The 26,925-nt window shown below is 59.0% G+C and carries 30 protein-coding genes, 1 tRNA gene and 1 pseudogene; 17 read left to right on the top strand and 15 right to left on the bottom strand.

Going from position 1 to position 26,925, the window contains the following annotated elements:
* Positions 1-78 precede the first annotated feature (78 nt).
* The 7 genes from AC1DYF_RS26045 to AC1DYF_RS26015 all read right to left on the bottom strand — a co-directional run bounded on the left by AC1DYF_RS26045 (position 79) and on the right by AC1DYF_RS26015 (position 4,256).
* The gene (locus AC1DYF_RS26045; RefSeq protein WP_477879877.1) at positions 79-339 is read right to left on the bottom strand and encodes a hypothetical protein; all 261 of its coding nucleotides are present in this window, start codon (positions 337-339) and stop codon (positions 79-81) included.
* Positions 336-1,016, bottom strand: a complete 681-nt coding sequence (locus AC1DYF_RS26040; protein WP_477879875.1) for a YdaU family protein — start codon at positions 1,014-1,016, stop codon at positions 336-338. The genes AC1DYF_RS26045 and AC1DYF_RS26040 overlap by 4 nt, the downstream gene beginning before the upstream one ends.
* On the bottom strand, positions 1,013-1,957 hold the full coding sequence (locus AC1DYF_RS26035; RefSeq protein WP_477879873.1) for a hypothetical protein: 945 nt from the start codon (positions 1,955-1,957) through the stop codon (positions 1,013-1,015). The genes AC1DYF_RS26040 and AC1DYF_RS26035 overlap by 4 nt, the downstream gene beginning before the upstream one ends.
* Entirely contained in the window at positions 1,954-2,154 is a 201-nt protein-coding gene (locus AC1DYF_RS26030) for a hypothetical protein (RefSeq protein WP_477879872.1), read from the bottom strand. Before AC1DYF_RS26030 ends, AC1DYF_RS26035 begins: the two co-directional genes overlap by 4 nt.
* Positions 2,154-2,360, bottom strand: coding sequence for a helix-turn-helix domain-containing protein (locus tag AC1DYF_RS26025; protein WP_477879870.1), 207 nt, complete (start codon positions 2,358-2,360; stop codon positions 2,154-2,156). The genes AC1DYF_RS26030 and AC1DYF_RS26025 overlap by 1 nt, the downstream gene beginning before the upstream one ends.
* A 99-nt stretch (positions 2,361-2,459) precedes the next feature.
* Positions 2,460-3,011 carry a hypothetical protein gene (locus tag AC1DYF_RS26020; protein ID WP_477879868.1) on the bottom strand — a complete coding sequence of 184 codons (552 nt, stop codon included), beginning with the start codon at positions 3,009-3,011 and terminating at the stop codon, positions 2,460-2,462.
* A 3-nt stretch (positions 3,012-3,014) separates the two neighbouring features.
* The gene (locus tag AC1DYF_RS26015; RefSeq protein ID WP_477879866.1) at positions 3,015-4,256 is read right to left on the bottom strand and encodes a tyrosine-type recombinase/integrase; all 1,242 of its coding nucleotides are present in this window, start codon (positions 4,254-4,256) and stop codon (positions 3,015-3,017) included.
* A gap of 459 nt (positions 4,257-4,715) precedes the next feature.
* Between AC1DYF_RS26015 and AC1DYF_RS26010 the strand changes: the two are divergent.
* Positions 4,716-5,039, top strand: a pseudogene (locus AC1DYF_RS26010) (IS701 family transposase); the annotation flags it as partial.
* Positions 5,040-5,324: 285 nt separating this feature from the next.
* Here the strand turns inward: AC1DYF_RS26010 and AC1DYF_RS26005 are convergent.
* Entirely contained in the window at positions 5,325-6,911 is a 1,587-nt protein-coding gene (locus AC1DYF_RS26005; protein WP_477879864.1) for a caspase family protein, read from the bottom strand.
* 32 nt (positions 6,912-6,943) lie between these two features.
* Positions 6,944-7,336 carry an OmpA family protein gene (locus AC1DYF_RS26000; protein WP_477879862.1) on the bottom strand — a complete coding sequence of 131 codons (393 nt, stop codon included), beginning with the start codon at positions 7,334-7,336 and terminating at the stop codon, positions 6,944-6,946.
* Between the two features lie 651 nt (positions 7,337-7,987).
* Here AC1DYF_RS26000 and AC1DYF_RS25995 point away from each other — a divergent pair.
* From AC1DYF_RS25995 to AC1DYF_RS25970, 6 genes are all read left to right on the top strand, one after another.
* Positions 7,988-8,320 carry a hypothetical protein gene (locus tag AC1DYF_RS25995; protein ID WP_477879860.1) on the top strand — a complete coding sequence of 111 codons (333 nt, stop codon included), beginning with the start codon at positions 7,988-7,990 and terminating at the stop codon, positions 8,318-8,320.
* 501 nt (positions 8,321-8,821) lie between these two features.
* Positions 8,822-10,675, top strand: a complete 1,854-nt coding sequence (locus AC1DYF_RS25990; RefSeq protein ID WP_477879858.1) for a hybrid sensor histidine kinase/response regulator — start codon at positions 8,822-8,824, stop codon at positions 10,673-10,675.
* Positions 10,676-10,805: 130 nt separating this feature from the next.
* Positions 10,806-11,468 carry a protein-L-isoaspartate(D-aspartate) O-methyltransferase gene (locus tag AC1DYF_RS25985; protein ID WP_477879856.1) on the top strand — a complete coding sequence of 221 codons (663 nt, stop codon included), beginning with the start codon at positions 10,806-10,808 and terminating at the stop codon, positions 11,466-11,468.
* Positions 11,469-11,768: 300 nt separating this feature from the next.
* Complete coding sequence (locus AC1DYF_RS25980; RefSeq protein ID WP_477879972.1) at positions 11,769-12,074, top strand: ETC complex I subunit; 306 nt, start codon at positions 11,769-11,771, stop codon at positions 12,072-12,074.
* A gap of 42 nt (positions 12,075-12,116) precedes the next feature.
* Positions 12,117-12,193 (top strand) — tRNA-Arg (locus AC1DYF_RS25975).
* A gap of 114 nt (positions 12,194-12,307) precedes the next feature.
* Positions 12,308-12,619 (top strand): YrhB domain-containing protein, encoded by a 312-nt coding sequence (locus AC1DYF_RS25970; protein ID WP_477879854.1) that lies wholly within the window; start codon positions 12,308-12,310, stop codon positions 12,617-12,619.
* Positions 12,620-12,926: 307 nt separating this feature from the next.
* Here AC1DYF_RS25970 and AC1DYF_RS25965 read toward each other — a convergent pair whose 3' ends face one another.
* Complete coding sequence (locus AC1DYF_RS25965; RefSeq protein WP_477879852.1) at positions 12,927-13,883, bottom strand: hypothetical protein; 957 nt, start codon at positions 13,881-13,883, stop codon at positions 12,927-12,929.
* Between the two features lie 167 nt (positions 13,884-14,050).
* Here AC1DYF_RS25965 and AC1DYF_RS25960 point away from each other — a divergent pair, with 167 nt between their 5' ends.
* Positions 14,051-14,629, top strand: a complete 579-nt coding sequence (locus AC1DYF_RS25960; RefSeq protein WP_477879850.1) for a GNAT family N-acetyltransferase — start codon at positions 14,051-14,053, stop codon at positions 14,627-14,629.
* A 46-nt stretch (positions 14,630-14,675) separates the two neighbouring features.
* Here AC1DYF_RS25960 and AC1DYF_RS25955 read toward each other — a convergent pair whose 3' ends face one another.
* Positions 14,676-14,930: a DUF1344 domain-containing protein gene (locus tag AC1DYF_RS25955; RefSeq protein ID WP_477879848.1), complete on the bottom strand. Its 255-nt coding sequence runs from the start codon at positions 14,928-14,930 to the stop codon at positions 14,676-14,678.
* Positions 14,931-15,355: 425 nt separating this feature from the next.
* Here AC1DYF_RS25955 and AC1DYF_RS25950 point away from each other — a divergent pair, with 425 nt between their 5' ends.
* The 6 genes from AC1DYF_RS25950 (at position 15,356) to AC1DYF_RS25925 (ending at position 20,876) form a co-directional block, all read left to right on the top strand.
* Positions 15,356-15,958 carry a hypothetical protein gene (locus tag AC1DYF_RS25950; RefSeq protein WP_477879846.1) on the top strand — a complete coding sequence of 201 codons (603 nt, stop codon included), beginning with the start codon at positions 15,356-15,358 and terminating at the stop codon, positions 15,956-15,958.
* A gap of 3 nt (positions 15,959-15,961) precedes the next feature.
* On the top strand, positions 15,962-16,621 hold the full coding sequence (locus tag AC1DYF_RS25945) for an ABC transporter ATP-binding protein (RefSeq protein ID WP_477879844.1): 660 nt from the start codon (positions 15,962-15,964) through the stop codon (positions 16,619-16,621).
* The gene (locus tag AC1DYF_RS25940; protein ID WP_477879842.1) at positions 16,614-17,294 is read left to right on the top strand and encodes an ABC transporter ATP-binding protein; all 681 of its coding nucleotides are present in this window, start codon (positions 16,614-16,616) and stop codon (positions 17,292-17,294) included. Before AC1DYF_RS25945 ends, AC1DYF_RS25940 begins: the two co-directional genes overlap by 8 nt.
* Positions 17,291-19,942 (top strand): FtsX-like permease family protein, encoded by a 2,652-nt coding sequence (locus AC1DYF_RS25935; protein ID WP_477879841.1) that lies wholly within the window; start codon positions 17,291-17,293, stop codon positions 19,940-19,942. Before AC1DYF_RS25940 ends, AC1DYF_RS25935 begins: the two co-directional genes overlap by 4 nt.
* Before the next feature lie 323 nt (positions 19,943-20,265).
* The gene (locus AC1DYF_RS25930) at positions 20,266-20,487 is read left to right on the top strand and encodes a hypothetical protein (protein ID WP_477879840.1); all 222 of its coding nucleotides are present in this window, start codon (positions 20,266-20,268) and stop codon (positions 20,485-20,487) included.
* A gap of 170 nt (positions 20,488-20,657) precedes the next feature.
* The gene (locus tag AC1DYF_RS25925; RefSeq protein WP_477879839.1) at positions 20,658-20,876 is read left to right on the top strand and encodes a hypothetical protein; all 219 of its coding nucleotides are present in this window, start codon (positions 20,658-20,660) and stop codon (positions 20,874-20,876) included.
* A gap of 92 nt (positions 20,877-20,968) precedes the next feature.
* Here the strand turns inward: AC1DYF_RS25925 and AC1DYF_RS25920 are convergent, their stop codons facing one another.
* Positions 20,969-21,217 carry a hypothetical protein gene (locus AC1DYF_RS25920; protein ID WP_477879838.1) on the bottom strand — a complete coding sequence of 83 codons (249 nt, stop codon included), beginning with the start codon at positions 21,215-21,217 and terminating at the stop codon, positions 20,969-20,971.
* 257 nt (positions 21,218-21,474) lie between these two features.
* Between AC1DYF_RS25920 and AC1DYF_RS25915 the strand changes: the two genes are divergently transcribed.
* Complete coding sequence (locus AC1DYF_RS25915; protein WP_477879837.1) at positions 21,475-21,768, top strand: hypothetical protein; 294 nt, start codon at positions 21,475-21,477, stop codon at positions 21,766-21,768.
* Between the two features lie 214 nt (positions 21,769-21,982).
* A complete protein-coding gene (locus AC1DYF_RS25910) occupies positions 21,983-22,624 on the top strand; it encodes a KTSC domain-containing protein (protein ID WP_477879836.1) in 642 nt (213 codons plus the stop codon).
* A 96-nt stretch (positions 22,625-22,720) separates the two neighbouring features.
* On the opposite strand, the gene AC1DYF_RS25905 is transcribed toward AC1DYF_RS25910, so the two are convergent.
* From AC1DYF_RS25905 to metG, 3 genes are read right to left on the bottom strand one after another with little or no spacing between them, the layout of a single operon-like run.
* A complete protein-coding gene (locus AC1DYF_RS25905; RefSeq protein WP_477879835.1) occupies positions 22,721-23,530 on the bottom strand; it encodes an MBL fold metallo-hydrolase in 810 nt (269 codons plus the stop codon).
* Entirely contained in the window at positions 23,530-24,315 is a 786-nt protein-coding gene (locus tag AC1DYF_RS25900; RefSeq protein ID WP_477879834.1) for a TatD family hydrolase, read from the bottom strand. Before AC1DYF_RS25900 ends, AC1DYF_RS25905 begins: the two co-directional genes overlap by 1 nt.
* A gap of 4 nt (positions 24,316-24,319) precedes the next feature.
* Positions 24,320-25,867, bottom strand: coding sequence for a methionine--tRNA ligase (gene metG / locus AC1DYF_RS25895; RefSeq protein WP_477879833.1), 1,548 nt, complete (start codon positions 25,865-25,867; stop codon positions 24,320-24,322).
* A 258-nt stretch (positions 25,868-26,125) separates the two neighbouring features.
* On the opposite strand from metG, the gene AC1DYF_RS25890 reads away from it, so the two are divergent.
* A complete protein-coding gene (locus tag AC1DYF_RS25890) occupies positions 26,126-26,923 on the top strand; it encodes a sulfite exporter TauE/SafE family protein (protein ID WP_477879832.1) in 798 nt (265 codons plus the stop codon).
* Positions 26,924-26,925 lie beyond the last annotated feature (2 nt).

Here is a 26,925-nt window from a genome sequence, read left to right as displayed (position 1 = left end):
GCGTCGCATTAAATCGTCAATGATTTCAGTTATTTTGTCGCAACTTGTCTACTGATAACAGATCAGTGTCAAAGCATGTCACCGCGAGGCGACAGGCGGAAAGGCTGGCGTTTGATACAGACCAAAAAAGCGTGAAATCGGCCTTTTCCTCTGGTGGGTCTCTGCTGCCGTCCTCTCGATCGGAATGACCTTCCCGCCATTGATCAAGCGGGGCGGTGGATACATCACCTGGAGGGCAGCCTTTCGCCACAGCGCTTCCCTCGCATCGATGACGTTGGACGGCTGACTATCAGCCCATGCGAAAAGGTCGAGTTGGCCGGGATGGCTCTTCCCCTTCATGCGACCGCTCCCCTGGTGTCCCATTCTTCGATGTCATATGGGGTGAGATGCCCGGCCATAAGCTCGACGAGGAGCCGGATCATTTCGCTTTCCGGAACACCATGATCGCGGAGGAGCTTCCGTCCGGCGGCCTCGGAAGGGGGAACAGGGAACTTCCGAAATGATCCCTTACGCGTATCCGCATCCTCTCTTTCCTTTTCCAGAGCCGAATATGGTGACTGTGCTTCTGGATCTGATTCTGGATTTGAATATGGATGTGGTTGTGGTTGTGGTTGTGGTTGCTTAGGCCCGGCATATTGCCCGGCTTTCTCATTATTAAAGCCCGGCTTATAGCCCGGGTTATTGCCCGGCTTTTCATCGCGCCTCGGTCGGCCACCTTTTCGGCCAGCTTCGGACCGCTTTCTGTGCGTCTCTTCAGCTTCGATCCGCTGCTCTTCGAGCCTCGGAAGTTGCCAGCCGGGTTCGAATAACGGGGCTACCATCTCGCTCAGGAGGGGCCATCGATCCGACGATGCGCGGGCGATCCGCGCAAGACGAACATCGTCACTGGGCAGGCCGCCGTGCTGCCAATAGTGCATGATCAGGGAGACATAGGCGCCAAACTCCTCTGCCGTGAAATGTGAGGTTCTGGCGAGCTCGTCGCCGATGTAGAGCGGCATCCAAGGAAGGTGTGTCATGCAGCGTCTCCGATCAGATTCACGAGGCTGGTGAGCAGTTGGCGCTCGCTCTCTTCTGCCACCTGCAGCACGCGCAGCTGGTCGGCCGGAAGGTGACGCTGAATGATCCCCTCGACGAGAATTCGCAGTTGGTGGGGGTCGATCGCGTCAAGTTCGACCGAGATATCGCCAAACCCCTTTGACCGGCTGTCGGTCGTCTTTGTCGGCCGCGTAGGCAACGACCACGCGGCGATTTGGGGTCGGGTAACGGCGATCCGCTCAAAATGGATGTCAGCAGCGGGGGCCAATTCCCTCAGGGTTTGTTCGATCTTCTCGCCGGCATTGACGCCGCTGGGATCATAGTCGCCCAGGTGATAGATGAACGTCGGAACATCCAGGCTCGCGATATACTCGGCGGCCGAGTGGAGAAACGACAGGCTTGCATAGCCGCGGGCGACCATAAGCGGGACGTCATAAAGCGAGGTGATCGGTTGGATCACGCCAGCGAGTGCGTCCTTCTCAAGCCAGATCTCAACGTAGGATCCGGCATCGGTCCATAATGCCTTACGGTAGAAACGAGCCGTGTCGTTGAGCGCCTCCTGAATGCTGTCGAAAGTGCGCGGCTTTCGCTGCCACCGCGTATTGTCGGCGAGCCAGTCATAGGGCAGCATGCCCGACCTGCGCATGTGAACAAGATCGGTCTGGACTTTCGAATAGCCGGCCTCGGATTTCTCGACCAGGCCGCGCACTGTAGCCTGGTAGAATACCTGTCGGACGGTCATCGGTCGCATCTCGGCAACGATATTGAGAAGTGCGAGCCGTCGCGCCTCCATGTCCGACCGTGTGGCCCGCTTCCGTTTTATCTGGCTAGCCGGATAAACTTGCTCATCGCCCGCGCCACCGAAGAGCAGATCGATCGCAAGCCCGGCGATGTCGGCAAATTGAGCTTCAGCTTTGCTCATGACGCGGCCACCCTCCGCATCCTGTAGCGGCCGGCCAGCGCGATCGTCTCGCAGGCCTCGGCTTGGCTGATGCCAAATCGCTGCTGCAAAGTCGGCACCACCGGCTTGATGGCGCCGGGAGCCTGATCTGCAAGCCATCTTGCGGCCTGTTCGACCTGGGCGGAATGGCAGTGCTCTGGAGCGGTCAGATCGGGCATTATGCAGCCCTCCGCCGGTTCGGCTTTTTCTCCAGGCTCTCAAGCCATTCCTGGACGCTCTTGCGCCGGTAGAGGATGCGGCCGCCCATTTCGGTGTAGGGCAAACCGTTGGCCTGATCCTGCCAACGAATAATCGTTCGAGCGGAGACGCGGAGTTCTGCCGCCAGCTGATCGCGAGTGAGGTAGTCATCAAGTAGGCTTGTCATTTGCCGTCATCCCTTTCGGTTTTGGTGACGGCAGATAACTAAAACACGACAACGCCAATCTCGACGTTGGAAGGGTTCCGGCGTTCAGGGTTGAAGGGTTCAACCCGCTCGTTTCTGTCCGCCGCGCATGGCCTCCGGAGAGCGAACAAACGTCGCCATCATCTTTGCTTGATTTTCTGAAATAGCCGTACCTTTCGGCAGCTTTTGAGCTATGAAATGTTGCTCAAGGACATCCTTCTTCAGCGTCGGGTCGACCTCGCCTGTGATTTCGAATTTCCTGATTGCCTCAATCATCAGGACCATAAAAGGCGACAAATAAAGCCCCTCTGGGATAGTCTGAGGCAACGCGGCGCCAAGCGATGGATCAGGCCACAGATTGTCAAGGGCGGCCGTCTCCACGAAAATACCGTCGCAACTTACCTGGCCCTCTGACGGCTCCGAGTACGACAAATTGTGGGGCCACCAAACGTCCGTTGAGAAATACCAGGCACCGTTTCGGGTGGCGGTCTCATCGCCAGACTTGACGAGCAGCGGAAGGGCATCCTCACGAACTGCGTCAAAGATTGGATTAGGCGCGCCTGGTTTAAGGGATAGGCGATCGGCAACAAGCTTAGCTGCGTGGCGGATCAGAAGCGACTTTGGACGAAACATTGCTCACTTCCCCCTCAGCGGAATGACTTCGGCTGACACGGCAGCTGGCATCACAATCGCACCGACGCGCTCTGTCGCCTGCCTCAGCGGATCGTCCATCAGATGGGCGTAGCGCGCCGTCGTCGCGGGCTGAGAGTGGCCGAGGAGCGCGCCTATGACCGGAAGCGAGAGACCGGCGCTCGCCAGCACGGAGGCGTATGTGTGGCGCAGATCGTGGATGCGGGCCGACGGCACGATGACGGTCTTCTCTTTACCGTCGGCGCCCTTCACGGTTTCGGTTTTGACGACGCCCCCGGCGACGCAAACCTCCTTCCATTCGTTTTTGATCTCGACCCGGTGCCCGGCTTCGGAGCCGGCCGGAAAGACGAAGTCGCCCTTCCCCGTCTCTTTGTGGATCTCCGAAAGCAGTTGGCGCGCCGGCGCCGAAAGAGGGATACGATGGAGCTTCTTCTGCTTTGTCGTGCTGGCGGGCTTTTCCCACACACCCTCTGTCAGGTCGAACTGATCCCACCGGGCCGACTGAACCTCGTTGCGACGGGCACCGGTGAGCAGGAGCAGCCGAATGATGTTCGCAGCCTGCTTGTCATCCAACGCGGTCAGCGCGGCTCCCAAGGCCGAAAGCTCTGTGATGGAAAGGTAGCGCTGCCGCTTTGTCTCATCGTTGCGCTCGATGCCCTTGCACGGGTTGTCAGTCCGCCATTTCCATTTGATGGATTCGGTGAACATCTTCGACAAAAGGGAGTGAACCCGGTTCGCAACATAGGGCGCGCCTCCCCGCGTGATCTTGCGATGAAGGGAGTCAACGTCCGAATAGGTGACATCGGCCACCTTCATGTTTTTCATCGCCGGCAGGATGTGGTTTTTGATGTAGGCCTTGTAATCCCGAGCGGTGCTCTCGCGCTTCTTCGGGATGTGGTCCTCGGTGAACCGCTTGCAGAGGTCGTCAACGGTCTTGGCCGCTTTCGCCTCTTCGATTTGGCTGAGAGGATCTTCGCCCCGGTCGACACGACGCTTGAGGGCCTTTGCTTCCTCCCGAGCCGCAACAGTCTTCCAATCCTGGCAATCGCCGATCGTTATGCGGCGCTCCCGGCCCGACTGGTTTCGATAGTTCAAAATGAAGGACCGAGCGCCGGCCGCGGTAACCCGGCAGCCGAAGCCTTTGACGTCGGTGTCATAGTGGATTTTGTTGCCCGTCGCAGGGATCGGAAGGGCCTTGATCGCCGTATCAGTGAGCTTTACAGCCATTTTCGTGTCCGCTTTGTGTCCGCATTGAAAGTGTCAACTGCATGACGTTCAATGTCGCACACTGTCCTGATAAGTCAATATTTAAGTTACTGTTTTCAATTACAATTTAATGCGGACATGGACATTATTGAGGAAATTCCGAGACTTGCAAAAGCGTCTTTAAAGTGACTTTTAATCAGTAGGTCATGGGTTCGAATCCCATCGCGCTCACCAACAAATTCAATAGCTTAGCGCATTAATTCCGCCGCAAAACAGGCTAGAATACCCTCACATACATCTCGGACAATTTAGAGGGCAAAATGGCATCCTATATGATCCTCGGCGATAAGGTCCGACTCTACCAGCGCGCCAACTGTTCGCTCTGGCAGTGCTCCACGTATCTGGAGGGGAAGAATGGCATGTCAGCATGAAAAGCGGCAGCCTGTCGCATGCCGACCACAGCGCGCCGTCCTATGATTTTTGATCGAATGGCGCAACGGCAAAGCGGAGCCGGCAAAGTGCTGGCTCTCGACGCTGCCGGAAGATACCACCCTGGCCACGCTCGTCAACGTGACCAAATTGCGCCGGCGGATCGAACGGGATTACGAGGAGTTCAAGTCGGAACTCGGGCTGGCGCTTTTTGAAGGTCGCGGCTGGATCGGTTGCCACCACGACGCGACGCTGTGCATCGCCGCCTACAGCTTTCTGATCCACGAGCGCGCGGCGATTTCCCCCTCAGCCGCCGGCAAGCGCCAAACACCTGCCTTACCCGATCGTCCTCAGCCCCGAGGCTCCCCCCATCCGGCCCGAGCGTCGTGTATTATACTCGATCGCTACCGTCCGACGAAAGATTACCGTCGGCATCGCCAAGTCACTGAGCCAATGTCCCTGCTGCCAAGCGCGACAAAATCGCAATCCATTCTGTAAGCGCTTGAAACCGCTTCTCTACTTTTCCAGCGTAAATCCAAGCAACCAGTCCAAGAGTCAATCAGGCCGGTCGGCATCTCTGGTTCGAGAAGCCCACTGACGTCGCCGCACAGCATTGCTCCACACAAACGCCGCAAGCCAAATATGCTATCTCCACGGTGATTATTGGGGAAGTCGCTTCACGCCGCGAAGAACCCCGCCCAGGAACCGGCCGACCGCTTCTGCATCAGGGCTCGGGCGCCGAACATCCTGCTGATTGTTATTGTCTTTCGCGACCACGACGTGTGTCTGTGCCCCCTTCTTGTAAACTTTCCTGACGCGAGTATCCGGCTGGCCCGTTGTCACCTTCTTTGATGGTACATAAGTGGTCACCTTCTTTCGTGGCACATAAGAAGAAAGCGCGGCTTCGGTCTGCAATGAAAGCATTTCGAGCTGGGGTTGATTGAGGTAGCCGGTAGCCGGCAATCCTTTCGACAATTGCCAGTTGGAGACAGCATTTCGGCTTCGGCGACCGAAATTGCCATCCGGCGTGCCGGTATCGAAGCCGGCAATATTCAATCTCGCCTGGATTTCCTTGAGCTTGCTCTTGTCCAGTCGCAGTCCCGCCTCGGTGTCCTGGTTGGCCGGCATGGATTTGACGGCATCCGTCGCCGCCAGGGTGGGCGTGGTGTCTGGAACACCGGCACGATCGACGGCAGCGACCTTTGTTTCCTGGGCCTTTGTCGCCGCCTCGGCGTCGAGACGCTCGACCTGCTTGCGGGCATTGGCGGCATAGAGGCCGTTGGGGAATGTCTCCAGGTAAGCAAGGTAGTCTTCGCGTGCACCCGACTCCCGGGCCAGATTGTAGAGCATGGTTTCGCGGTTGAGCGTATCGGCTTCTTTCGACGCGTCCGTCGCTGGCGCGGGCGTGACGATTTCAGCATCCTTGGGCTTCGCTTCGACCTTGGCGGTACTGCTTGGATTGAGAACGACCTCGCCTGTGAGCGAGGCATTCATCCACGGACGCTGCGTCTTCTTGGTGGCCGAATAGACATCGCCGGTGATGCGCGCCATGACGACCTGCAGGTCCGTATCCGGCGCGTCAATCCGGTTGAGGAGTGCGGTGGTGAAAGGCGAATGCCCTCCGTCACCGTCCAGCGCGACCTCGTCGGGACTGGTGGCGAAAATGATCGCCGTGCCTTGCCCGGCATCGCTGACCTTCACTTCGGCAAGGCCTTCATGCAGTGCCGTCGAACGCGTGGCCAACGACATCGACCGCGCCAGGATCTGGGAAAAAGGATCGTTGCGGCACGCATCGAGGATGACGACGCTCACGCCCACGTCACTCTGCATCTGGCGCATCACCAGATCCATCGGAACGGCCTCGAAATCGAGCGAACTCGCATCGGCAAAGGCAGCGTCGACCGGCACCAGGTAGTTCTTGCCGTTCACCTGCATGCCATGGCCGGCATAGAAGACCAGCCCGATATCCGCATTGCGGACGGCCACCGAGAAATCGCGTATTTTGGTGGTGAAGCTCGCCTGATCGAGATCATATCCCTCGACCACGATGAAACCGAGTTCCTTGAGCTTCGCCGCCACGGCCCTGCCGTCACGCTCCGGATTGGGCAGAGCCGCGACATTGCGGTAGGCGCTGTTGCCGATAACCAGCGCGACGCGCTTGCCCACGGCAGCATGGGACGTGCCGAAGGAAAACGCAACTGCAAGCAGGACGAAGAACAATAGCTGGATCTTTCTCATGCCATTCATCGGAGCAACTCCTCGAATATCGTCTTGTTCGATCACGAAACGGGGGCGAGATTGATAATCTCTACCCGGCAGTTGGCTGCGTTCTTCTGGTCGCCGGGCAGCGCGAGGCGTGTCTGGCCGTAGCCGTCGGGCTTCAGGCACCCGCGCGCAATGCCGTAAAAGGCGGCGAGATGATTGACGATGGCCTCGGCGCGGTGCTGGGAAAATTGCTGATTGCAGAGCGGCGTGCCGACATCGTCTGTATGGCCTGCGACCTGGAAAATCATGCCGGCCAGACCTTCGCGGTTTTGGATTCGATAGGCCCGTGGCCGCTGTTTGAATTCCAAAATTGGCCGCTCAGCGGCGTTTGCCGAAGAAAAACAAGCAAAGAAAAACAAAATCAGGTGCAAGAACGCGCGAACGGACCGGCAAAAGTCTGCCATCATCTTCGCTTCCCTGGATTCCGGCAAATATATCCATCTCAACTTGGCAAATAATAGACGATTTTTCAACTACACGCAATACTGGAATCGGTGAAGTTTACGTCAGAACCCGATTTTATAAGGAACACTGCTGCCAGCTGCCGGCCTGGTCACGGCAGAGAAGACAAGCAGCGGCCGCGCCTCCAACACCAATTCTAGTTCGATTTGAGTAAGCCTTTCGCCGAAGCGAGCTTAGGGTGCCGCCTCTACTTCATACTCCAAGATTTCTGTTCCTAAATGGAATTCTCGCTTGCAAGATTTATGTCTAAGTGCATGTATATATGATGGCGGCGAAAGCAGCCATCCAAAGAGTTTCTGCCCGGCTCATTGCGGTCGTGGCATGGGGGAGCATGTTTGCCCTTCAAATCGTCCAAGAAAGACATGATTTTCGGTTGAGTGCATTTGCCGCGTCGGCGTGGAGTTTGCGAGTGATGTTGGTGTTGGCATCCCACTCTGTTGATCCTGTTATCGCTGCCATCCAGGCACTTGCCGTGTTTTGTGTGCTGGCACTGCTTTTGCGGTGGCCACGCAGCCCTGTGTTTCCCACCGTGATCGTTGGCGGCGTTGTGTTCGGTGTCGACACAAGATCCGGACGTCTTAGCTTGAGGTAGCGTCATGGCGAAATCTCTCGATGACTCCTTGTCCATGTTGGAAGCCGGTGTGAAATTCAGCACTGAAGGCACCATCAGTCGCCTGGCAGAGATGGCGGCTGAGTTCATAGAACGCGCGGATTCGTTTGCGGCGCCGCGCGGCCTTCCGACCGGCGAGCTTGCTTCGCTTCAAAACGAAATCGATGGGCTTGTTCGGGCGTACCGGCTCCATAGTCTCATGCGCATTCGAAGTGCCCGCAATGGTTCGCTTCGCGCAATTGTCAGGGTTCGCGATGGAACCGCATTATTCTCCTCGCAGGTCTGTGAAGCGAATTTGCCGCCTTGGTTGCGCCCCTAGAATCGGACAAGCGTGACGCCCCACATGCCCTTCTCCTGCAGCGGCGGGACGTGGAGGTTGGGTCCGAGAGCGATCGCCATGCCCTTCAATGGGATTGATCGAGCGCGTGCGGTAAAGGCCCCTGCATTTGGGGCTTTTCCAACCGTCCGGGAGCAACAATCCGACCGCAGCCGCTCACAGTCAGGAAGGCGATCGCGCTGATGTCCGAAATGCAGCATGGGCAGACTCGGAGGTAACGCCCAGTCAAGCGGGTCAGTGTCGAAGACGTTCCGGGAGCAGCAAAGCAGGCAATTATTTTGCGCATCGAGATGGAAGAAGAACTTTGTTCCGCGCGCAGTTCCAACGTCGGCCGAACCATGCGGAACTCTTCATCGCGAAATACGTTTCAATCGACTTGGACATATCAGGGGAAATTCGTTGTTAAAGATATCGGAAGCGTGGTCGAACGCGGATGACAGATACCGGCTTCTGATCGATTCAATTGTCGATTATGCGATTTTGATGCTGGATAAGGAAGGAAACATCACCAGTTGGAACGCCGGCGCCGAGCGGATCAATGGTTATGCGGAGGCGGAGATCGTCGGTCGGCATTTCTCGCGCTTCTATCTCCCCGAGGACAGGCAGGCCGATTTGCCGCGTCGTGCGCTTGCAACCGCAACAGAACAAGGCCGCTTCGAGGCAGAAGGTTGGCGCCTGCGCAAGGGCGGTTCCCACTACTGGGCGCATGATGTCATCGATCCTATCTTCGATTCCTCCGGCAAGCTTGTCGGTTTCGCCGAGATCATCCGCGATCTCAGCGAACGCAGAGCCGCCGACGAGGAATTGCGCAAGAGCGAGCAGCAGTTTCGCCTGCTCGTGCGAGGGGTCACCGATTACGCGATCTATATGATGGACCCTGAAGGACATGTCTCCAGTTGGAATGCCGGTGCCGAGCGGATCAAAGGATATAGTGAAGAGGAGATCATCGGCGAGCATTTCTCAAGGTTTTTCCTGGCTGAGGACAGGCAGAAAGGCGTTCCGCTAAAAGCCCTGGAGGAAGCGACCCGGGTCGGCCGGTTCGAATCCGAGGGCTGGCGCATACGCAAGGATGGCACACGCTTCTGGGCGAATGCAGTGCTCGATGCGCTCAGGGATGAGAGCGGCAAGCTCATTGGCTTTGCCAAAATTACCCGCGACGTCACCGAAAAGCGTGACGCCCAGCAGGCACTCGATCTTGCGCGCGAAGAACTGTTCCAGGCGCAGAAAATGGAAGCGGTGGGACAACTGACCGGCGGTGTGGCCCACGATTTCAACAATCTGCTCATGGCGATCCAGGGCAGCCTGGAGCTTCTCAAGAAGCGCATCCCCCATTCCGCGGAAAGCGCATCTTTGATCGGGAACGCACTGCAGGCGACGCAGCGTGGCGCGTCGCTGACACAACGCATGCTGGCTTTCTCGCGGCGGCAGGAACTGCAACTCGAGGCGGTCGACATTGTGGAGTTGATCCGCGGGATGACCGATATGCTGCAACGCTCCATTGGGCCGGCGATCATCGTGGAGACGCATTTTCCGCTGCAACTGCCCAAGGTATGCACTGATCCCAACCAACTCGCGAATGCGCTCCTCAATCTCGCGATCAATGCCCGCGATGCCATGCCGCACGGAGGAACACTCGCCATAGGGGCGCGGGTCGTGGCGGACACGAAGCAGATTTGTTCCGATCTGGACTCCGGCGAATTCGTCTGTCTCTACGTCGAGGACAGCGGCGAAGGCATGGACGAGCAGACGCTTGCCAATGCCACCACGCCCTTCTTCACCACGAAAGGCATCGGCAAGGGGACAGGCCTCGGCCTTCCCATGGTGCAGGGGCTGATGGGTCAGTCCCGCGGCAAGCTCGTGCTCCGCTCGAAGGTCGGCAAAGGCACGACCGCCGAGCTGTGGCTGCCGATCGGCACGCCGGAGCACATGCCGGCGCCGCCCGAGCCGGTAATCGAAACCGTCCCCGAGCAGAAGCGGCTCACGATTCTCGCCGTCGACGACGATCCGCTGGTGCTCATGAACACGGTGTTCATGCTTGAAGACGTGGGGCACGCCGTCATCGAGGCCAATTCGGGCAATCAGGCTCTCTCAATGCTTGAGGAGCAGCCTGTCGACATGGTTATCACCGACCAGGCGATGCCGCACATGACGGGTCTGGAACTCGCCAAGGCCGTACGCCAACGCTGGCCGGAAATCCCGGTGATCATCGCTACCGGCTATGCGGAACTTCCGGTCGGCGCCGGCCATGATCTCGTCAAGCTCTCCAAACCGTTTATGGAACGCCAGCTCCTCGACGCCGTTCAGAAAGCCCTGAGCGTAGAATCCGGATCTACATAGGCGATCGACGACAACATGACGGGAGCGCGCCGGCGCCATAATCCGGCCGCTCATGGGTGGCGATATCAAACGCAGCCGGCGTTGCTCATTGAGACCGCTCGACGGATGGAAACGAGGCGGAGACAAAGCCATGCTCGACATCGCACAGGCCAGGAGCCGGATGATCGACGCTCAGCTGCGGCGCCGGGGCATAAGCGCGGCGTCCGTGCTGTCTGCGATGGAGGCTGTGCCGCGCGAGCGGTTCGTCGAGCCCGGCTCCGAGGAATTCGCCTACGAGGATTCACCCCTCCTGATCGGTGAAGGGCAGACGATCTCACAGCCCTATATCGTCGCCTTGATGCTGCAGCATGCGGCGATCCAACATGACGATATCGTGCTTGAGATTGGAACCGGCTTCGGCTATGCCGCCGCCGTGATGAGCCGCTTGGCGAAGCACGTCTTCACCATTGAGCGACATGCCCGCCTGACCGAAAGCGCGACATCCCGCTTCCGAACGCTGGATTACGGCAATATCACCGCCAGGACTGGTGACGGGACGAAGGGCTGGCCGGAGGCCGGACCATTCAGTGCAATCCTCGTCGCGGCCGCAGGCGGCGACATTCCCGTAGCGCTGACCGAGCAGCTCGATATCGGCGGCAGGCTGGTCATTCCCATTGGCACGGCGGAACCGCAGCGTCTGCTGAAGGTGACACGTACCGACACCACGACATTCGAGGAAGAGGATCTGGGCGGCGTCGTCTTCGTGCCGCTTGTCAGCGCCCATGCTCCTCAGCAGAGTCTCAAGAACAGCTGACACGCTCATCGGACAGGGCGACGGGAAATTCACAAAGCCCGCGCAGGCATGGGCTCGTCACCGTCGCGCTCATTTGCCCCAATGATCGGAGGAAAAGCATTGCAGGCGTTGGTGCATATTGAAAACAATCGGCAGTCGCTGTATTCGGGCGAGAGTGCCGGGCTGGAATTGTGCGCTTACGCGAAAAATTCTTCGCGCCATGCGGCTCCAAAACCGGTGCAGTCATTTTCCTGTTCACGATTTTGTGGCATGAGCAATGACAATGCCAACCGAAGCCAGATTCACGGGGTGATTTCGAGCATGCCGGCCAAGATTTACCGTCCCGCCAAGACCGCTATGCAGTCGGGCAAGGCCAAGACCCATCTTTGGGTCCTGGAATATGATCAGGAGAAGCCGCCCGTCATCGATTCGGTCACGGCCTATACCGGCTCCGGCGACATGCGCCAGCAGCTGAAGCTGACCTTCGCCACGCAGGAAGAAGCCGAAGCCTATGCGAAACGCGAGGGCATCGAATACCGGGTCATCGAACCCAAGGATCCGACGCGTAAGGCCGTTTCCTATTCGGATAACTTCCGCTATACCCGCGTCCAGCCCTGGACCCACTGACGGTCCGGCAGGAACATCAATATCCGCCTCCGGGCGGCGAGCGGCCCCTTAGCTCAGCTGGATAGAGCACCTGCCTTCTAAGCAGGTTGTCGCAGGTTCGATTCCTGCAGGGGTCGCCAGTTAAATATGCCTCGCCTGATATCCCCGGACTATCGCCACGAAATCCGGACTCGCCTGCCCAGAGTTATTTCTCGGCTAGTTCAGTGGCCGTTTAAGTCTGACACGGAGTTGGAATGGGAAAGTCGGAAGCGCTGGAAATCATGCGCCGGTTTCTAAAAGACGCCGAGACCGGCATGGAGCCTGAACTTGTACCGCTGGCGATCGGCTCTGCCGAAGAATTGGCTGATCCCGAAGGCTGGGTATTTTATTACAATACCCAGAAATTCGTGGAAACCGAGCGTTTTGAGTACCTGATAGTCGGACAAGGACCGACGATTGTGCTAGCCGATGGACGTTTACTTGCGGGAGGTTCTGCGGAAAGCGTCGATATGGTGTTGGAGAGGTTCGGTGTATCGCGGTCCGATTGTGCCAGCGAGCGTGGCTAAGCGAAATCGTCGTTGACAAGCTAATCATGAGCTGGCCGAACAAGAGATAAGCTGAACGTTGAATCTGCTGTCTCGTGGCGAACGGCGCGGGAATCCGCTCTTGTGTGGCGACGAGTCCGAAACCCGCTGCATCGGCAGCGATGATTTTCTAGGACATTCACCGAAACCGAATCCGTCCCGTCGTGGCGACGCTCATTAAATTACTGATTTTATGCAATATCTTTTACTGCCGAACAATCGTCATGACTGGAGACACGGAACATAAGGGCCAGACCTTCTGCTTCGTTGAAGCACAACTTCAGCCAATTCAAATCCCTACGGATTCAGAAAATCGGCCCGGTGTTCTCAGAATTTTGCGGACGCGATCATCAGACAGATCAATATCCACCGGTCGCGAGATGGTGTCCCCCGTCGCGTCCCTCATCGCGGCAAAATCAGGATTTTGCTTGGCGAAAGAATCCTTCAAGGGGTTCATGTCCACCGCTTCCGAAATCAAGAGAGAGACATATTTTGTCTGCAGGGGCTTGGACATCCTCTGAGCCGCAATCCTGTATGACCTCCGCTCGACTGGGGTCATTGCTCCTGATGCAACCATGCGATTGCATCGGAGCACCATCATGGCAGCCACATCCGACATCGCCTCGTTCCTGCGGCCAGGATCCGGCCATCCATCCGTTTGTACCGCAATCCCGCTTTGAGCCAGGAAAGTGCCCACGGCATCGTCACACGCGTGATAGTGAACGACAACGACAGGCCAGCGCTCCCGCCAGTTTCCCAGCCGCTCCTGATAGCGGTAGTAGCCGTATTTGTTGCCCTCGGTTAATCCCCTTCGAAATCGGCTGACGAATTCACCACAGGGGGCTGTTTCGCCGCCCTTTATCGCTTCTCGATACATTGAGAAAATGTGCGATACTGGCTCCCTGAGATAGCAGACCACCTTGGCGTTTGTGCCAATGACACTGAAAGCTCGATCAACGGCTTCACGATCCGCGCAGAACCAGAAATCTTCCGATGACAGAATACATTTTTCAGAGGACGTGAATCCGCCCGAGATAGCTTGCTTGAACTCCGGAGGGATTTCATTGACGGTATTCCTGAACAGCGCCGAGAAGTGTCGATGCGCCTGTGCGCCCGCTGGGGTACGGCCGACGATGGGAAAATCCACGCCTTGCTCCAGCAATCGCTCGCGGTTCTCGGATAGATAGGCCTGGATAGCCGTCGTTCCCGTCTTATGGGTTCCAATATGCAGAATGAACTCGGTCACACACTCCCCCCAGAGTCGCGCTTTCCGTTAAACTCGAACCATATCGGCAATCGACGGCGACGTCCAGCTTATTCCAAAACGAACTCTTTGAATTTTCTCGATTATTAGGTGTTCAGCCACCTTGGGGAACGCAATGGTGGTGGCGCCGAATGGTCCTGCGAGGGCAAATGAAATCAGCACGAATGGCACCTCATGATCACAATGTCGCGCTTGTCGTACCGGATGAGCAAAACCTCGCGGGCTTTGAAGCGGCCCTTGCGGCTGGCTGGTCTCCGAACCCCAGAAGAGCACAAGATGAGATCTACATTCGTTCGAGGCTCGAGGAATTGCGTGAAGACAGATTGGAGTTCTTGGCCAATCTAACGCGGCCGACGGAACCCGGCTTCGTCAACCAGTTGTTCTGGATTTGGGACGCGGAATTCTGTGGCAACATCGTCCTGCGATTCCGGCCCGGCACAGAGGAATTGCCGTCGAGCGTTGCCGGGCACGTGGGATATTCCGTTGTGCCGTGGAAGCAAGGCCGGGGATATGCGAAATCCGCTCTGCGGCTACTGACAGAGGTCGCGAGAGAGGAAGGGCTCGAGCGACTGCTGATCCTGTGCAACGCGGACAATCATGCGTCGAGGCGAGTGATCGAGGGGAATGGCGGTAGACTGTTCATGACCGCTCCCCATTCGTCCGACAGGCCGCAACAGATGAAGCATTATTTCTGGCTTGCTGTCGGGCCGTCCACTGAAGCGGTTTAGACGATCGCGCGCCGCCCACAGACAAGCGGCGCGCCCTCTTACCTGATCACTTCGCTATCTTGATCGACGAGGCGATGTTCTTGCCGTGTTTCCTGGCATAGGTAATGGCGACTTTCGTGCCTGGCTTGAAGTCTTCCGCTTCGGTTCCCTCCGCCAGCGTGAACACGCTGCCATCGGTCAATCGCAGTGAATCGCCTGCCGTGTCGACACTCCTAACGACCCCGGACATTGTCGCGGCGTCTGCGGAAACTGCGGTGAATGCGATCGCCGTCATAATGGCGAGAGTCATTGCCTGTTTCATTTCGTTTCTCCAAGTTTTCCCGGACCACCGGGGTAACGGAGAACTCGGTTCGAAAATCGGCAATAAAGCGCTCTCTAATATACAAAAAAGTCAACGACTGCAGTGCAATCGCGGCAGATGAGAAGCTGCCGGCCGGCCGATCGGAGAACAGGCACCGCACCCGCGCAAATCGCATCGCCGGAAAACTTCGAGAAAAACCAAGCAATTGACGGACTTACGTTTCAAATGGCCTGGTCGGCAAAATCCGACGCAACTGCCAATCGGACACCTTACGAACCTGTAAGTTTTCGCCAACCTTACAAATCAGTAAATTCCCGGACATAATTCCGTATGTCGCCACGCCTAACCTTTCTGTCATCCGGCATCGGAATGGCCTTTCTCACGGAAAGGGCATCGATCGCCGCAGGCATCAAGGAGACCCTTCCGTGGAGGTTCGTTCCGACCGCGCCCTTCGTTTCATTTCCGCCGCTGTCGTCGCCACGGCAATCCTGACGATGCCGGTGACCCGGTTCCCGCTCGCAGCACCTGCCTACGCCGCTGAAGCACCCATTGCTGCCGAGAAAAATCCGCCCGGCGACATTCCCGACAGCCAGGTCTTCATCGACTACACCTCAAAGCTCGGTTTCACGATAAAGGTGCCTGAAGGGTGGGCACGCAAAGACAAGACCGATGGCGCGAGCTTCGTCGACAAGCTCGATGGCGTCGTGGTCACCGTGACGGACGCCAAGCAGAAGCCGGACGTGGCGTCGACGAAATCGGACTATCTCGCTGAGCTCAAGAAGACCTCCCGCGCCGTCAAGGTGAGCGCGGTCAAAGCGGTGAAACTGCCGTCCGGCGAGGCGATCCGGATCGTCTACACATCCAATTCGGAACCGAACCCAGTCACCAACAAGCAGGTCCGGCTCGAGAACGAGCGCTATCTCTTCTACAGGGACGGCAAACTGGCGACCCTGGAACTCTATGCGCCGAAAGGGGCTGATAATGTCGACCAATGGCGGCTGATGTCACGTTCGTTCGCGTGGAAATGATCGATGCTGCTGCGGGTCGCCGAGCTCTATCGGTTCTATCATGTCGGAGATGAAGAGACWGCGGCGCTGCGAGGCCTAAGCCTCGACGTGGCTGCGGGCGAACTCGTCGCCCTCGTGGGTCCTTCCGGCAGCGGCAAATCCACCCTCCTGACTTGCATCGCTGGTCTCGACGAGCCGGACGGAGGCTTTGTCGAGATTAACGGCGAACGCATGAGCCGGAAATCCGAAAAGGTCCGCGCGGGCCTCCGCGCCCGGCACCTGGGCGTGATGATGCAGACAGGCAACCTGTTTCAACATCTCACCGTCGCGGAGAACATTCGTCTGCGAATGATGCTCGCCGGAAGGCGGAACGAAACACGTTTGGCGGCGGTGCTTTCGATCGTCGAGCTGACACCCCGCAAGGACAGTTACCCCGTCCACTTGTCTGGCGGAGAAACCGCCCGCGCCGGACTTGCCGTGGCGCTCGCGGTCGATCCACCCCTTCTATTGGCCGATGAACCGACAGCCGAGATTGATCGCGCCACGGAACAATCCCTGATCGCCCATTTCGAAGCGAGACGGACAGCCAAGAAAACGACCCTGATCGCCACCCATAGCGAAGCGCTCGCCGAGCGCGCCGACCGCATCGTCCGGCTCAAGGACGGCAGGATCGATCATGGCTGAGCACGTCGTCGAGGCACAGGGTCTTTCCAAGCACTTCGCGTCACGCCACGGCGAGCCCCTGGAGGTGCTTCGCGACGCCAGCTGCACGATCAGCCTTGGGGATCGCATCGCAGTGGTCGGCCCCTCCGGGAGCGGAAAATCCACCCTGCTCGCCATATTGGGCGGGCTCATAGTCCCGACATCCGGCGATGTCACCTGGCCGGCGCTTGGAGACCGTCGCGACCTCCAGCCCCTGCAAGTCGCATTCGTCTTCCAGACCCCGAGCCTCTTTCCTCCCATGACGGTTCTGCAGAACGTCACTCTGCCCCTCGTCTTGGCAGGGAAAGTGTTACATTCCACGGAGCGAGCCGAACACCTGCTCGACCTTTTCGGGCTTGCGGACCTCGCCAACAAACTTCCGGAAGAACTTTCCGGCGGTCAGGCGCAGCGGGTCGCGATGGTGCGCGCGCTTCTGGCACGCCCAAAGCTGCTGATCGCCGACGAACCGACCGGACAGCTCGACACCCAAACCGCGACCGCATTTCTCGATACGGTGCTGGAACAGCTCGCCGACACGCCGGCGGCCTTTCTCATGGCCACGCATGACACAAAAGTGGCCGGACGGATGCAGACGCGATGGCGCATGGATCACGGCCACCTTTGGACCAGTTCGGAGGTTGGAGAGAACCGATGATCGGTCTTTGGTTATCCGGCCTGTTGAAGAGACGAACCGCCAGGCTCGCAGGCCTGGCTGCAGGCGCCACATTGACCACAGCACTTCTGTCGACGCTTGCGCTTTTTCTGGCGGAGAGCGGCGCGTCGATGACCCGACGCGCGATCAGCGACGTTCCGATCGACTGGCAGGTCGAGGCAGTGCCATCGGCCGATCGGCCGGCTATCGCCGAAGCGATCCGACAGGCCGCCCCGGTTTCCAGCATGCACCAGGTCCAATATGCTGCGGTCGACGGCTTCGAGGCGCAAACAGAGGATACGACCCAGCAGACCGGTCCGGGCAAGGCAATCGCCTTCGATCAAAACTACCAAGCCGATTTTCCCAAGGAATTGAGATGGCTTGAGGGAAAGCGGACGGGCGTTCTCATTGCCCAGCAGACCGCCGCCAACCTGCATGTCGGTCCAGGCGACAAGGTGTCCATCCGTCGCATCGGACTGCCGCCCCTGGATGTCATTGTCGACGGGGTCGTCGATCTTCCCGACGCCGACGCCCTGTTCCAGGGGGTGGGCTTGCCCGCGCAGGCCGCGCCCCAAGCTCCGCCGGACAATGTCATTATCCTGCCGGTCGCGGCTTGGCACGACATCTTCGATCCGCAGCAGGTCAAGCGACCCGACACGACGCGGATGCAGTTTCATGTCAGGCTCGGCCATGACGGGCTGCCGTCCGATCCGACACGGGCCTATACCGTCGTGGAGGGGCAATCGCGCAATCTCGAGGCACGTGTCGCCGGGCAGGCTTTGGTGTCAAACAACCTCGGCTCCCGTTTGGACGCAGTGAGAAGCGACGCGCTCTACGCCACGGTGCTTTTCCTGTTCCTGGGTACGCCGGGTGTCGCGCTCGCCGTGATGCTGACCGTGTCCTTCGCCAATGCGGGATCGGGCTTGCGGATCCAGGAGCAGTCGCTGCTGCGCATTCACGGTGCTGCGGATCGCAAAGCCATGCTGCTGTGGTTGTCGGAGCCGCTTGCGGTGAGCGTGGTTTCGACCATCCTCGGGCTGGGAGGCGCGCTCGCAATCGCCGCATATTCCGGGTCGCCCGTTTTCGACGCCGCGACGCTGCTTCCCGTCATCGGCGCGGCCACGACCGGCAGTCTGGTCGTGGTTGCCGCGATCGCGATCTCGGCCTTGAGGACGTCACGGTCCCTGACAGTGACGGCTGCCCGCCGGGCGGTCGGCCGGGATCATGTGCCGCTATGGCAGAGACTGTGGCTCGACATGGCCTTGCTGGCGATTGCAGGCCTCCTCTTCTGGCAGTCCGCCAGTACGGGCTATGAGATCGTGCTGGCGCCGGAAGGCGTGCCCGCCGCCGCCGTCGATTACAACGCCTTCCTGTCGCCCGCACTGTTCTGGATCGGGGGCGGTCTCCTTGCCGTCCGGCTTTCGATGTATTTCGTTTCGACGCGCAATCCGGTTTTTGCTGTCGCGCTCAGACCGATCGCCGGAAATCTGTCAGGCGCGGTCGCGGCATCGCTCGGCTTTCAGAAACGGCGGCTGACCCAGGGGATCGTCATGACCGCGCTCGCCATCTCCTTCGTGACGTCCACTTCTATCTTCAACCTGACCTATGAAGCGCAGGCACGGATCGATGCGGAACTGACCAACGGCGCAGACGTCACGGTCTTCGGCACGACCGCCCGCCCGGCGGGTGACAGACTGGACGTGATCAGGAGCGTGCCGGGCGTTGAGGCCGTGAGAACCATGCAACATCGCTTCGCCTATGTCGGAGCCGACCTGCAGGACCTTTATGGCATCGATCCGAGATTGATCGGCGCCGCGACGACCCTGTCCGACGCCTATTTCGGCGGCGGATCGACGCGTGAAATCCTCAAAAGGCTCACCGATACGCCGAACGGCGTCCTGGTGTCGGAGGAGACGGTCAGCGACTTCCAACTGCAGGAGGGCGACACGATCAATCTTCGGCTGGTGAGCGCCGCGGACAATCAGTACCACGCGATACCGTTCAAGTTCATCGGCGTCGCGCGTGAGTTTCCGACGGCTCCGAGGGATTCCTTCCTCGTCGCCAATGCCGACTACGTGGCCAGGATGACCGGGATGCCGGCCGAGGAATATGTGCTCGTGCGGGCTGCGACCGATCCTGCCGCTTTGGCTGGGGCCATCCGCAAGGCCCTGGGGCCGGCTTCGGGCCTTGACGTCAAGCATATCGGCGATGCGTCCCGCATCATCGGCACAAGTCTGACCGCCGTGAACCTGGGACGGCTCACGGTCATCGAGCTCCTGTTCGGAGCAGTCATGGCCGTCGCCGCGGCGGGGCTCATGCTGGCTTTGGGCTTCGTCGACCGCCGCCGCAATTTCGCGATCCTGACCTTGATCGGCGCGAAGCCGCCGCAACTGGCGAGCTTCCTATGGTCGGAAGGCGTCCTGGTCCTGGTCGGAGGCGTCGTCTTCGGGTTGACGTCGGGCGTGATCACCGCCTGGATGCTGGTCAAGCTCCTGACCGGAGTCTTCGACCCGCCACCGGAGACGATCGCGATACCCTGGGGATACCTGCTCATCGTCCTTCTCCTGATCGCTCTGTCTATCGGCGTCGCGGTTATGATCGCGACCAGAAGGTCCAGAGCCTGCGCATTTGAGACGCTACGAGACCTGTAAAGTGGGAGGAGGCCGAAGGTCGGCATCCTCCCTCTTGCCTGACGAAGGACACCTGGAGCCATTTGCGCCACTTCCACGGCTGCGTGCAAATGGAGAGCAAAGGCGCTATTGACAGGGTTTGATGCTATCCCCAACTGTCATTGTACGAGACCAATCTACGAGACGGCTTTCTGACCAGATGGTCTCCGTTTTCGAAGTAGGCATTCCGCTCCGGCGGTTTATCTCGATACACAGCTATTTTCGCCGTCGAAAGCTTGAATAATTTAAGGCACATGGATCCAGGTTCGCTTGTTGCTGTGCCCTGCATGAGAAGAAGAGGATCGATGATGCGCACCCTTGCCAAGAAACTTGCTCCCGCAGCTGTCATCCTGTTGGTCATGTCATCTGCCGCCTATGCTGACAAAGGTGGCCGGGGTGGCGATCGGGGAAACCACAGCGACAAGGATTTTATCTGGCGCCGTCATGAAAACGGCTGCGCCGTCGGCAACGATCCGCCGCCGGGCGCCAACTGTACCGGCCGAGATAATCGTCAAAAACGCCAATAGGGTTTTGGCTGCCATGCACAGAACAAAAGCTGAAGCGCGAGGGCGAACCTCAGCGGCCTGACCTCACGCGAAAGCACAATAACGTGAACGAATTCACTAATGATTCCGGGAACATAGAAAAGCCAGGTTCATTTGTCTGAATGACGTGCACGAAGAAAAAGAGGATAACCATGCGCACCTTTGCCAAGAGACTTGCTCCTGTCGCGGCAATCCTGCTGGTCATGTCATCCGCCGCCTATGCCAGGGGTGGCGACCGAGGTGGTAATGACCAAGGCGGCAGCCACGGCGACACTTTCATCTGGAAAGACCACGAGAATGGCTGCGCGGTCGGCAACGACCCGCCTCCGGGCGCCAACTGCACCGGGCGGGACAACCAGCAAAATCGCTGAGAGGATCGCAGACGAAATATCGGTAAGACAAATCGAGCAGGCGGACCGCCTCCTGGCGGGGCCGCTGCTGACAATTCGGACGAACGCGCTGGTCAGTCTCGCGCGTTCGCTTTGCGCTTGAGGTCATCCGCGATGTTGTTCATCAGTTCCAGCATATTGTCGGCCTGGTCGAACGTCATTTCCACCAGCATCTCCTCATCAAGGATTGCCGGCAGGCCGGTGATACGATCATAGACCGACCAGGTGCCGTTTTCCTCGCCCACAAGAGCATAGCGCGGACGTCCCTCCCCCGATGTCAGCTGGTCGTCGTCCAGAAAGTTCAAAGGTTGATCCGAAGCCATTTTCCTGCCTCCCTGCAATAGCTGTAGAGCTGTCGGCACCGTTTCGGGCTCGCGCAGCACAACGCCTTGCCGCTATCGTAAACCATAAATCCGGCCAAAATCCACTGCGACGCAGCGTCGTCTCGCGGGAATGCCGTGGGCAACCGGGATTGCCCCTCGCTTCCGTGGCCGATCTTCCCAAAAATGGTGTCCTGAGCGTTGCTTGACTTGTCATATGGTCGTGGCACCGTGTGGCCAAGCAACGTCGGAGGATTCCCATGAAGCACTATCTCGTCCCGCTCGCACTTGCCACGATCATCCTGCCGACCGCCTGCCTCGCCGATGTCAGCTGCGCGCCCAAGAGCGACGCAGCGCGGATTCTTGCATCGCCCTCGCCCAACGACATCCATCCGGATTGGGCGGGCAGCAGCAGGATCGGGCTGAGCTGGAGCTTCGTGCCCGAGAGTGACGGTCTCACCGGCAAATATCTGCATGGCGATCTCTACTCTCCAAGAGGCGGCGTGGTGAACGAGGGTATCTACATCCTGCGCGGTGAATGGGATTGCGAATAGCAAAGGCAAGAAACGGCCCATGAATTGAACGCGGCATCGCTGGCCGCGCGGATTTGTTCAGCATTCGGCGCCAAAGTGCGGATCCGCCGGCTCGCCAAGCAATGCAAGGCGTGATGCTTCGTGTTGAAACGGCCTACCGCTAACTGTTTGAATTCATTAACCCCGATTCCTGTTTCCGGATTCCGGGACATGATTTTGCAAGGCCGCATCATTAATGTGCGTCTCCATGATGAGACGCCCCATTCAGATTTTAGCCTGGCTAGCCCTCGCTGCCGTTGTCGTTGTCACCGTATTGCCGCTGAACCTGCGGCCGCGGGATGTTTTGCCTGTTGATGCGGATCGCGCGCTCGCTTGTGCGGTGTTTGCAGGTCTGTTCGTGCTGGCTTACCCAAAGCATTGGAAGCTAATCGGCCTGATCATGGTCGCGGGCGCCGCGGCAATTGAGGCGCTCCAGCTTCTCTCGCCGACGCGGCATGCCCGGATCGACGATGCGATCGTCAAGGCCGGCGGCGCATTCATCGGCGTGGGTCTTGCTGTGGCGATGAATATGGCCGCCTCCCAGATCTCAGCCTGGACCACATCGATCCGGCGCGTCCGGACCAAGCCGGTGCTGGCGGTTGCCGACGGCATCTCGGTGGAAAGCTACATGCGGGAACTGCCGGTGCAGTCGAAGATCATCCAGGCAGTCTATTTCAGCCCCGAAGACGGCAAGCTTCGCATCCGCTTCAAGAGTGGCGAGGAGCGCTTCTTCGAAAACGTGCCCGAGGAAGAGGCGGAAAGCCTTGCCGCAGCTCCTTCGCCCGGCGAATATTACATCGACAACATCCGCACGAAATTTCGGCGCAGCGCAGCCTGATGCTGCGCCACCTGTTGAAGATCGCACTGGCATGGACAATCCCAGGCGTCGCCACCTCGGATGGCGTGCGCCAAGCCCAAGACCACTTTATGTAATTCAGAATGCAACCTCGAAACGCATGCCGTCATAGGCCGGCTCGACATGAGCGGGCGTTTCGCGGATCACGGTCTCGTAGTCAAGTGGGATGTGCATATGCGTCAGAATCGCCCGCTTCGGCGCGATCTTCTCGATCCAGCCAAGCGCCTGCTCGAGCGACAGATGGCTTGGATGGTGCTTGTATTGCAGGGCATCGATGATCAGGATGTCGAGCCCGGCGAGCTTGGCGACGGATTCTTCCGGAAAGTCGCTGACATCGGTGCAGTAAGCGATGTCGCCGATGCGGAAACCGAGCGAATGCGTCTCGCCATGCTGTTGCCAGAGCGGCAGGAAAGGAACACTTCCGCCGGGGCCTTCCACTTCGAAGACGGCATCGAGGTCAGAGATGATCTTCGAGCGCCCGATCGGCGGATAAGAGCTGCCCTCCGGCGTCTCGAAGCAATAGCCGAAGCCTTCCAGCACCCGCTGCATGGTGATCGGATCGCCCCAGACCGGCATGCGATGCTGGTTCTTGTAGACGAAAGAGCGGACATCGTCGATGCCGTGCAGGTGGTCGGCATGGGCGTGCGTCAGGACGACGGCATGCAGGTCCCTGGCGTCGACGGCAATCATCTGGCTGCGGAAATCCGGTCCTGTGTCGATGACGATCGAGGTCATTGCGCCGTTGTCGGCAAATTGCTCGACCAGCATCGCCGCGCGGGTCCGTTGGTTCTTCGGGTTGGACGGGTCGCAGGCGCCCCAATCGCCGGTTATGCGAGGCACGCCGGGGGACGAGCCGCATCCGAGAATGGTAAAACGCCTTGTCCCCATCAGTCGGCCAGCCTCGGCATCTTGGAGAAGCAGCGGAAAGCATTTTCCGTGGTGATCTCGGCAATCTCTTCCGCGCTCACGCCGATCGTCTCGGCCAGCACCTCGGCGGTATTGACGACGTAGGAGGGTTCGTTGCGCTTGCCCCGCCACTTCTTCGGCGCGAGGTAGGGCGCGTCGGTCTCGACCAGCAGCCGGTCGCGCGGCACGGCCTTGGCGATGGCGCGGATATCCTCGGACTTAGGGAAGGTCAGGATGCCGGAGAATGACACATAGCCGCCGAGTTCGACGCCGGTCGCTGCGAGCGCAGGACCGGAAGAGAAGCAATGCAGCAGGAAGGGAAAGGCGCCATTGCGCTCATGATCATCCCGCAGGATCGCGGCCATGTCATCGTCGGCGCTGCGCGCGTGGATGATCATCGGCAGGCCGGTGATGCGGGCGGCGGCGATATGTTTGCGAAGCCCTTTGGACTGCTGCTCGGGTGTCGCATAGTCATAGTGGTAGTCGAGGCCGACTTCGCCGATCGCCACGCATTTTTCGTATTCGGACAGGCGGACCAGTTCTTCGGTCTCGATATCTTCTTCCTGAGCATGGTTGGGATGGGTGCCGACCGAGCAGAAGACATTCGCATAGGTCTCGGCGACCGCCTTGATGCGCTCGAAACGATGCACCTGCGTCGAGATGGTGATCATCTGCTTGACGCCCGCCGCATCGGCGCGCGCCAGCAGTTCATCCCGTTCCGCATCGAAATCAGGAAAATCGAGATGGCAATGCGTGTCGATCAGCATGCCGTCACGACTCCTTCGGCGGGTAGTATTTCGGGAAGACCGGCTCGGGCTTTGGCAGGTCCACGCCACTCTTCAAGCGGCCGACCTCACCCAGGAAACTGAACTTCCGCTCCACCTCGGGGATCGCCAGCAGGTCGAGCAGCTTTGCGGTCGCAGCCGGCACATAGGGCTGTAACAGGATGCCGATCTGCCGCACCACCTCCACCGTCACGAACAACACGGTTGCCATCCGCACGGTGTCGCCTGACTTGGCGAGCGCCCAAGGTGCCTGGGCGGCAAAATAGCCGTTGGCTTCCGAACTCAGCGAGAACACGGCGCTCATCGACTTATGGATCTGCTGGGTTGCCATTTCGGCGCGGCAGACCTCGATCGTCCTGTCGGCCAGCGTCAACAATGCCTCATCCTCAGCGGTGAACGCCGCTGGCTCGGGCAGCTTGCCCTCGAAATTCTTGGCAATCATCGACAGCGAGCGCTGCGCCAGATTGCCGAAATTGTCGGCGAGATCGGCATTGATGCGGTTGGCGATCGCCTCTTCCGAATAGGAGCCGTCCTGGCCGAAGGAAACTTCGCGCAAGAAAAAATGCCGCACCTGGTCGGCGCCGAAATGCTCGACCAGATTAAAGGGATCGACGACATTGCCGACCGACTTCGACATCTTCTCGCCCTTGTTGAGCAAAAAACCGTGGGCAAAGACGCGGCGCGGCACTTCGATGCCTGCCGACATCAGGAAGGCCGGCCAGTAAACGGCGTGGAAGCGGATGATATCCTTGCCGATAATGTGGATCGCCGGCCAGAAATTCCACTTCGGATCGGTCGTGTCGGGATAACCGATGCCGGTGATGTAGTTGGTCAGCGCATCGACCCAGACATACATCACGTGCTTCGGGTCGTTCGGCACCGGGATGCCCCAATCGAAGGTGGTGCGCGAGATCGACAGGTCCTTCAGACCAGATTTGACGAAAGACAATATCTCATTGCGGCGCTCATCCGGGCCGATGAAATCCGGATGCGCCTCGTAGTAATCGAGCAGTTTCTGCTGATAATCGGAGAGGCGGAAGAAATAGCTCTCCTCCTCGACCCATTCGACCGGCGTGCCCTGCGGCCCATAACGGACGCCGTCGCGCACCTCGGTCTCTTCTTCCTGGTAATAGGCCTCGTCGCGCACCGAATACCAGCCGGAATAGCTGTCCTTGTAGATATCGCCCGCCTCGGCCATCTTGACCCAGAGATGCTGCACCGACTCATAGTGGCGCTTTTCCGTGGTGCGGATGAAATCATCGTTCGAACTGTTCAGCGCTTCACCCATGCGGCGGAACTCGGCCGAATTGCGATCGGCGAGCGCACGCGTCTCGATGCCCTCGTTGCGTGCCGTCTGCTGCATCTTCTGGCCATGTTCGTCGGTGCCCGTCAGGAAGTAGACCGGCCGGCCGTCGAGCCGCTGGAAGCGCGCCAGTGCATCTGTGGCGATCAGCTCATAAGCATGGCCGATATGCGGCTTGCCGTTGGGGTAGGAGATGGCGGTGGTGATGTAAAATGGCGAATTGTCGGTCATTCGCTATGCCTTTTTTCTTCTGTCTGGCAGGGCTTCTAGCCTATGTGAAGTGACGTGAAAACAATAAGTTTGCATCGCGGGAGAGGAAATCCGCCCTGCGATCGCGGCGCTATGTCCGGGGATCGTTAAGCTGCCGCGCCTTGACACCGAATTGTCACAAAGTATATCCCGCTATCGTGTGGGTGAGGCACAGCGGCAGGACATGATCGTCCGGCGGTGGCCAAGCATGGCGTTTCGTCATGCCTGAAAGGGGCTGAATTGGCGTTTTTGACTTCGTTTAACCCGATCTACTCTATTTCGGGGCTGGTTGTTGGTGCGCTCGTCGGTGTGACCGGGGTTGGTGGCGGATCGCTGATGACGCCGCTGCTCGTGCTGCTCGGTATCCATCCTGCGACGGCCGTCGGTACCGATCTGCTCTATGCGGCGATCACCAAGTCGGTGGGCACTGCCGTGCACGGCACCAACAAGACTGTCAACTGGATGATCGTGCGGTTCCTGGCGCTCGGCAGCGTGCCTGCGGCGCTGATCACGCTCTATCTCATGTCCGGCGTCGACCGCAAAAGCATAGCGGCGGTGTCGTTCATCACCTATGCGCTCGGCTGGATGCTGCTGCTGACGGCCGTGCTTCTGCTCTTCCGCAATGTGATCGTCAACAAGGTTGCCGCATGGCGCAGTCACCGGCCGCCGCTCAGCGAGAATACCGTGAAGGTGCTGACCTTTCTGCTGGGCGTCACGCTCGGCACGCTGGTGACGCTGACATCAGTCGGCGCAGGAGCTTTGGGCGTCACCGTGCTGCTGGTTCTCTTTCCGCGGCTGCAGATCCGCGACGTCGTCGGTTCCGACATCGTGCATGCGGTGCCGCTAACGCTGGTTGGCGGGCTCGGCTATTGGTACATCGGCGAGATCGACTGGGTGCTGCTTGGCTCGCTACTGATCGGCTCCATCCCGGGCATCATCATCGGCAGCTATCTGTCGCCACGCATGCCGGACAAGGTCATCCGCCCGATCCTTGCGATCACCCTGTCGCTGGTCGCCTGGAAGCTGGTCTATCACTGAGC

The sequence above is a fragment of the Rhizobium sp. P2_G9 genome (genome assembly GCF_056403475.1).
The sequence above is the reverse complement of the archived record's forward strand: the minus strand, read 5'-3'. Positions and strand labels throughout refer to the sequence as shown.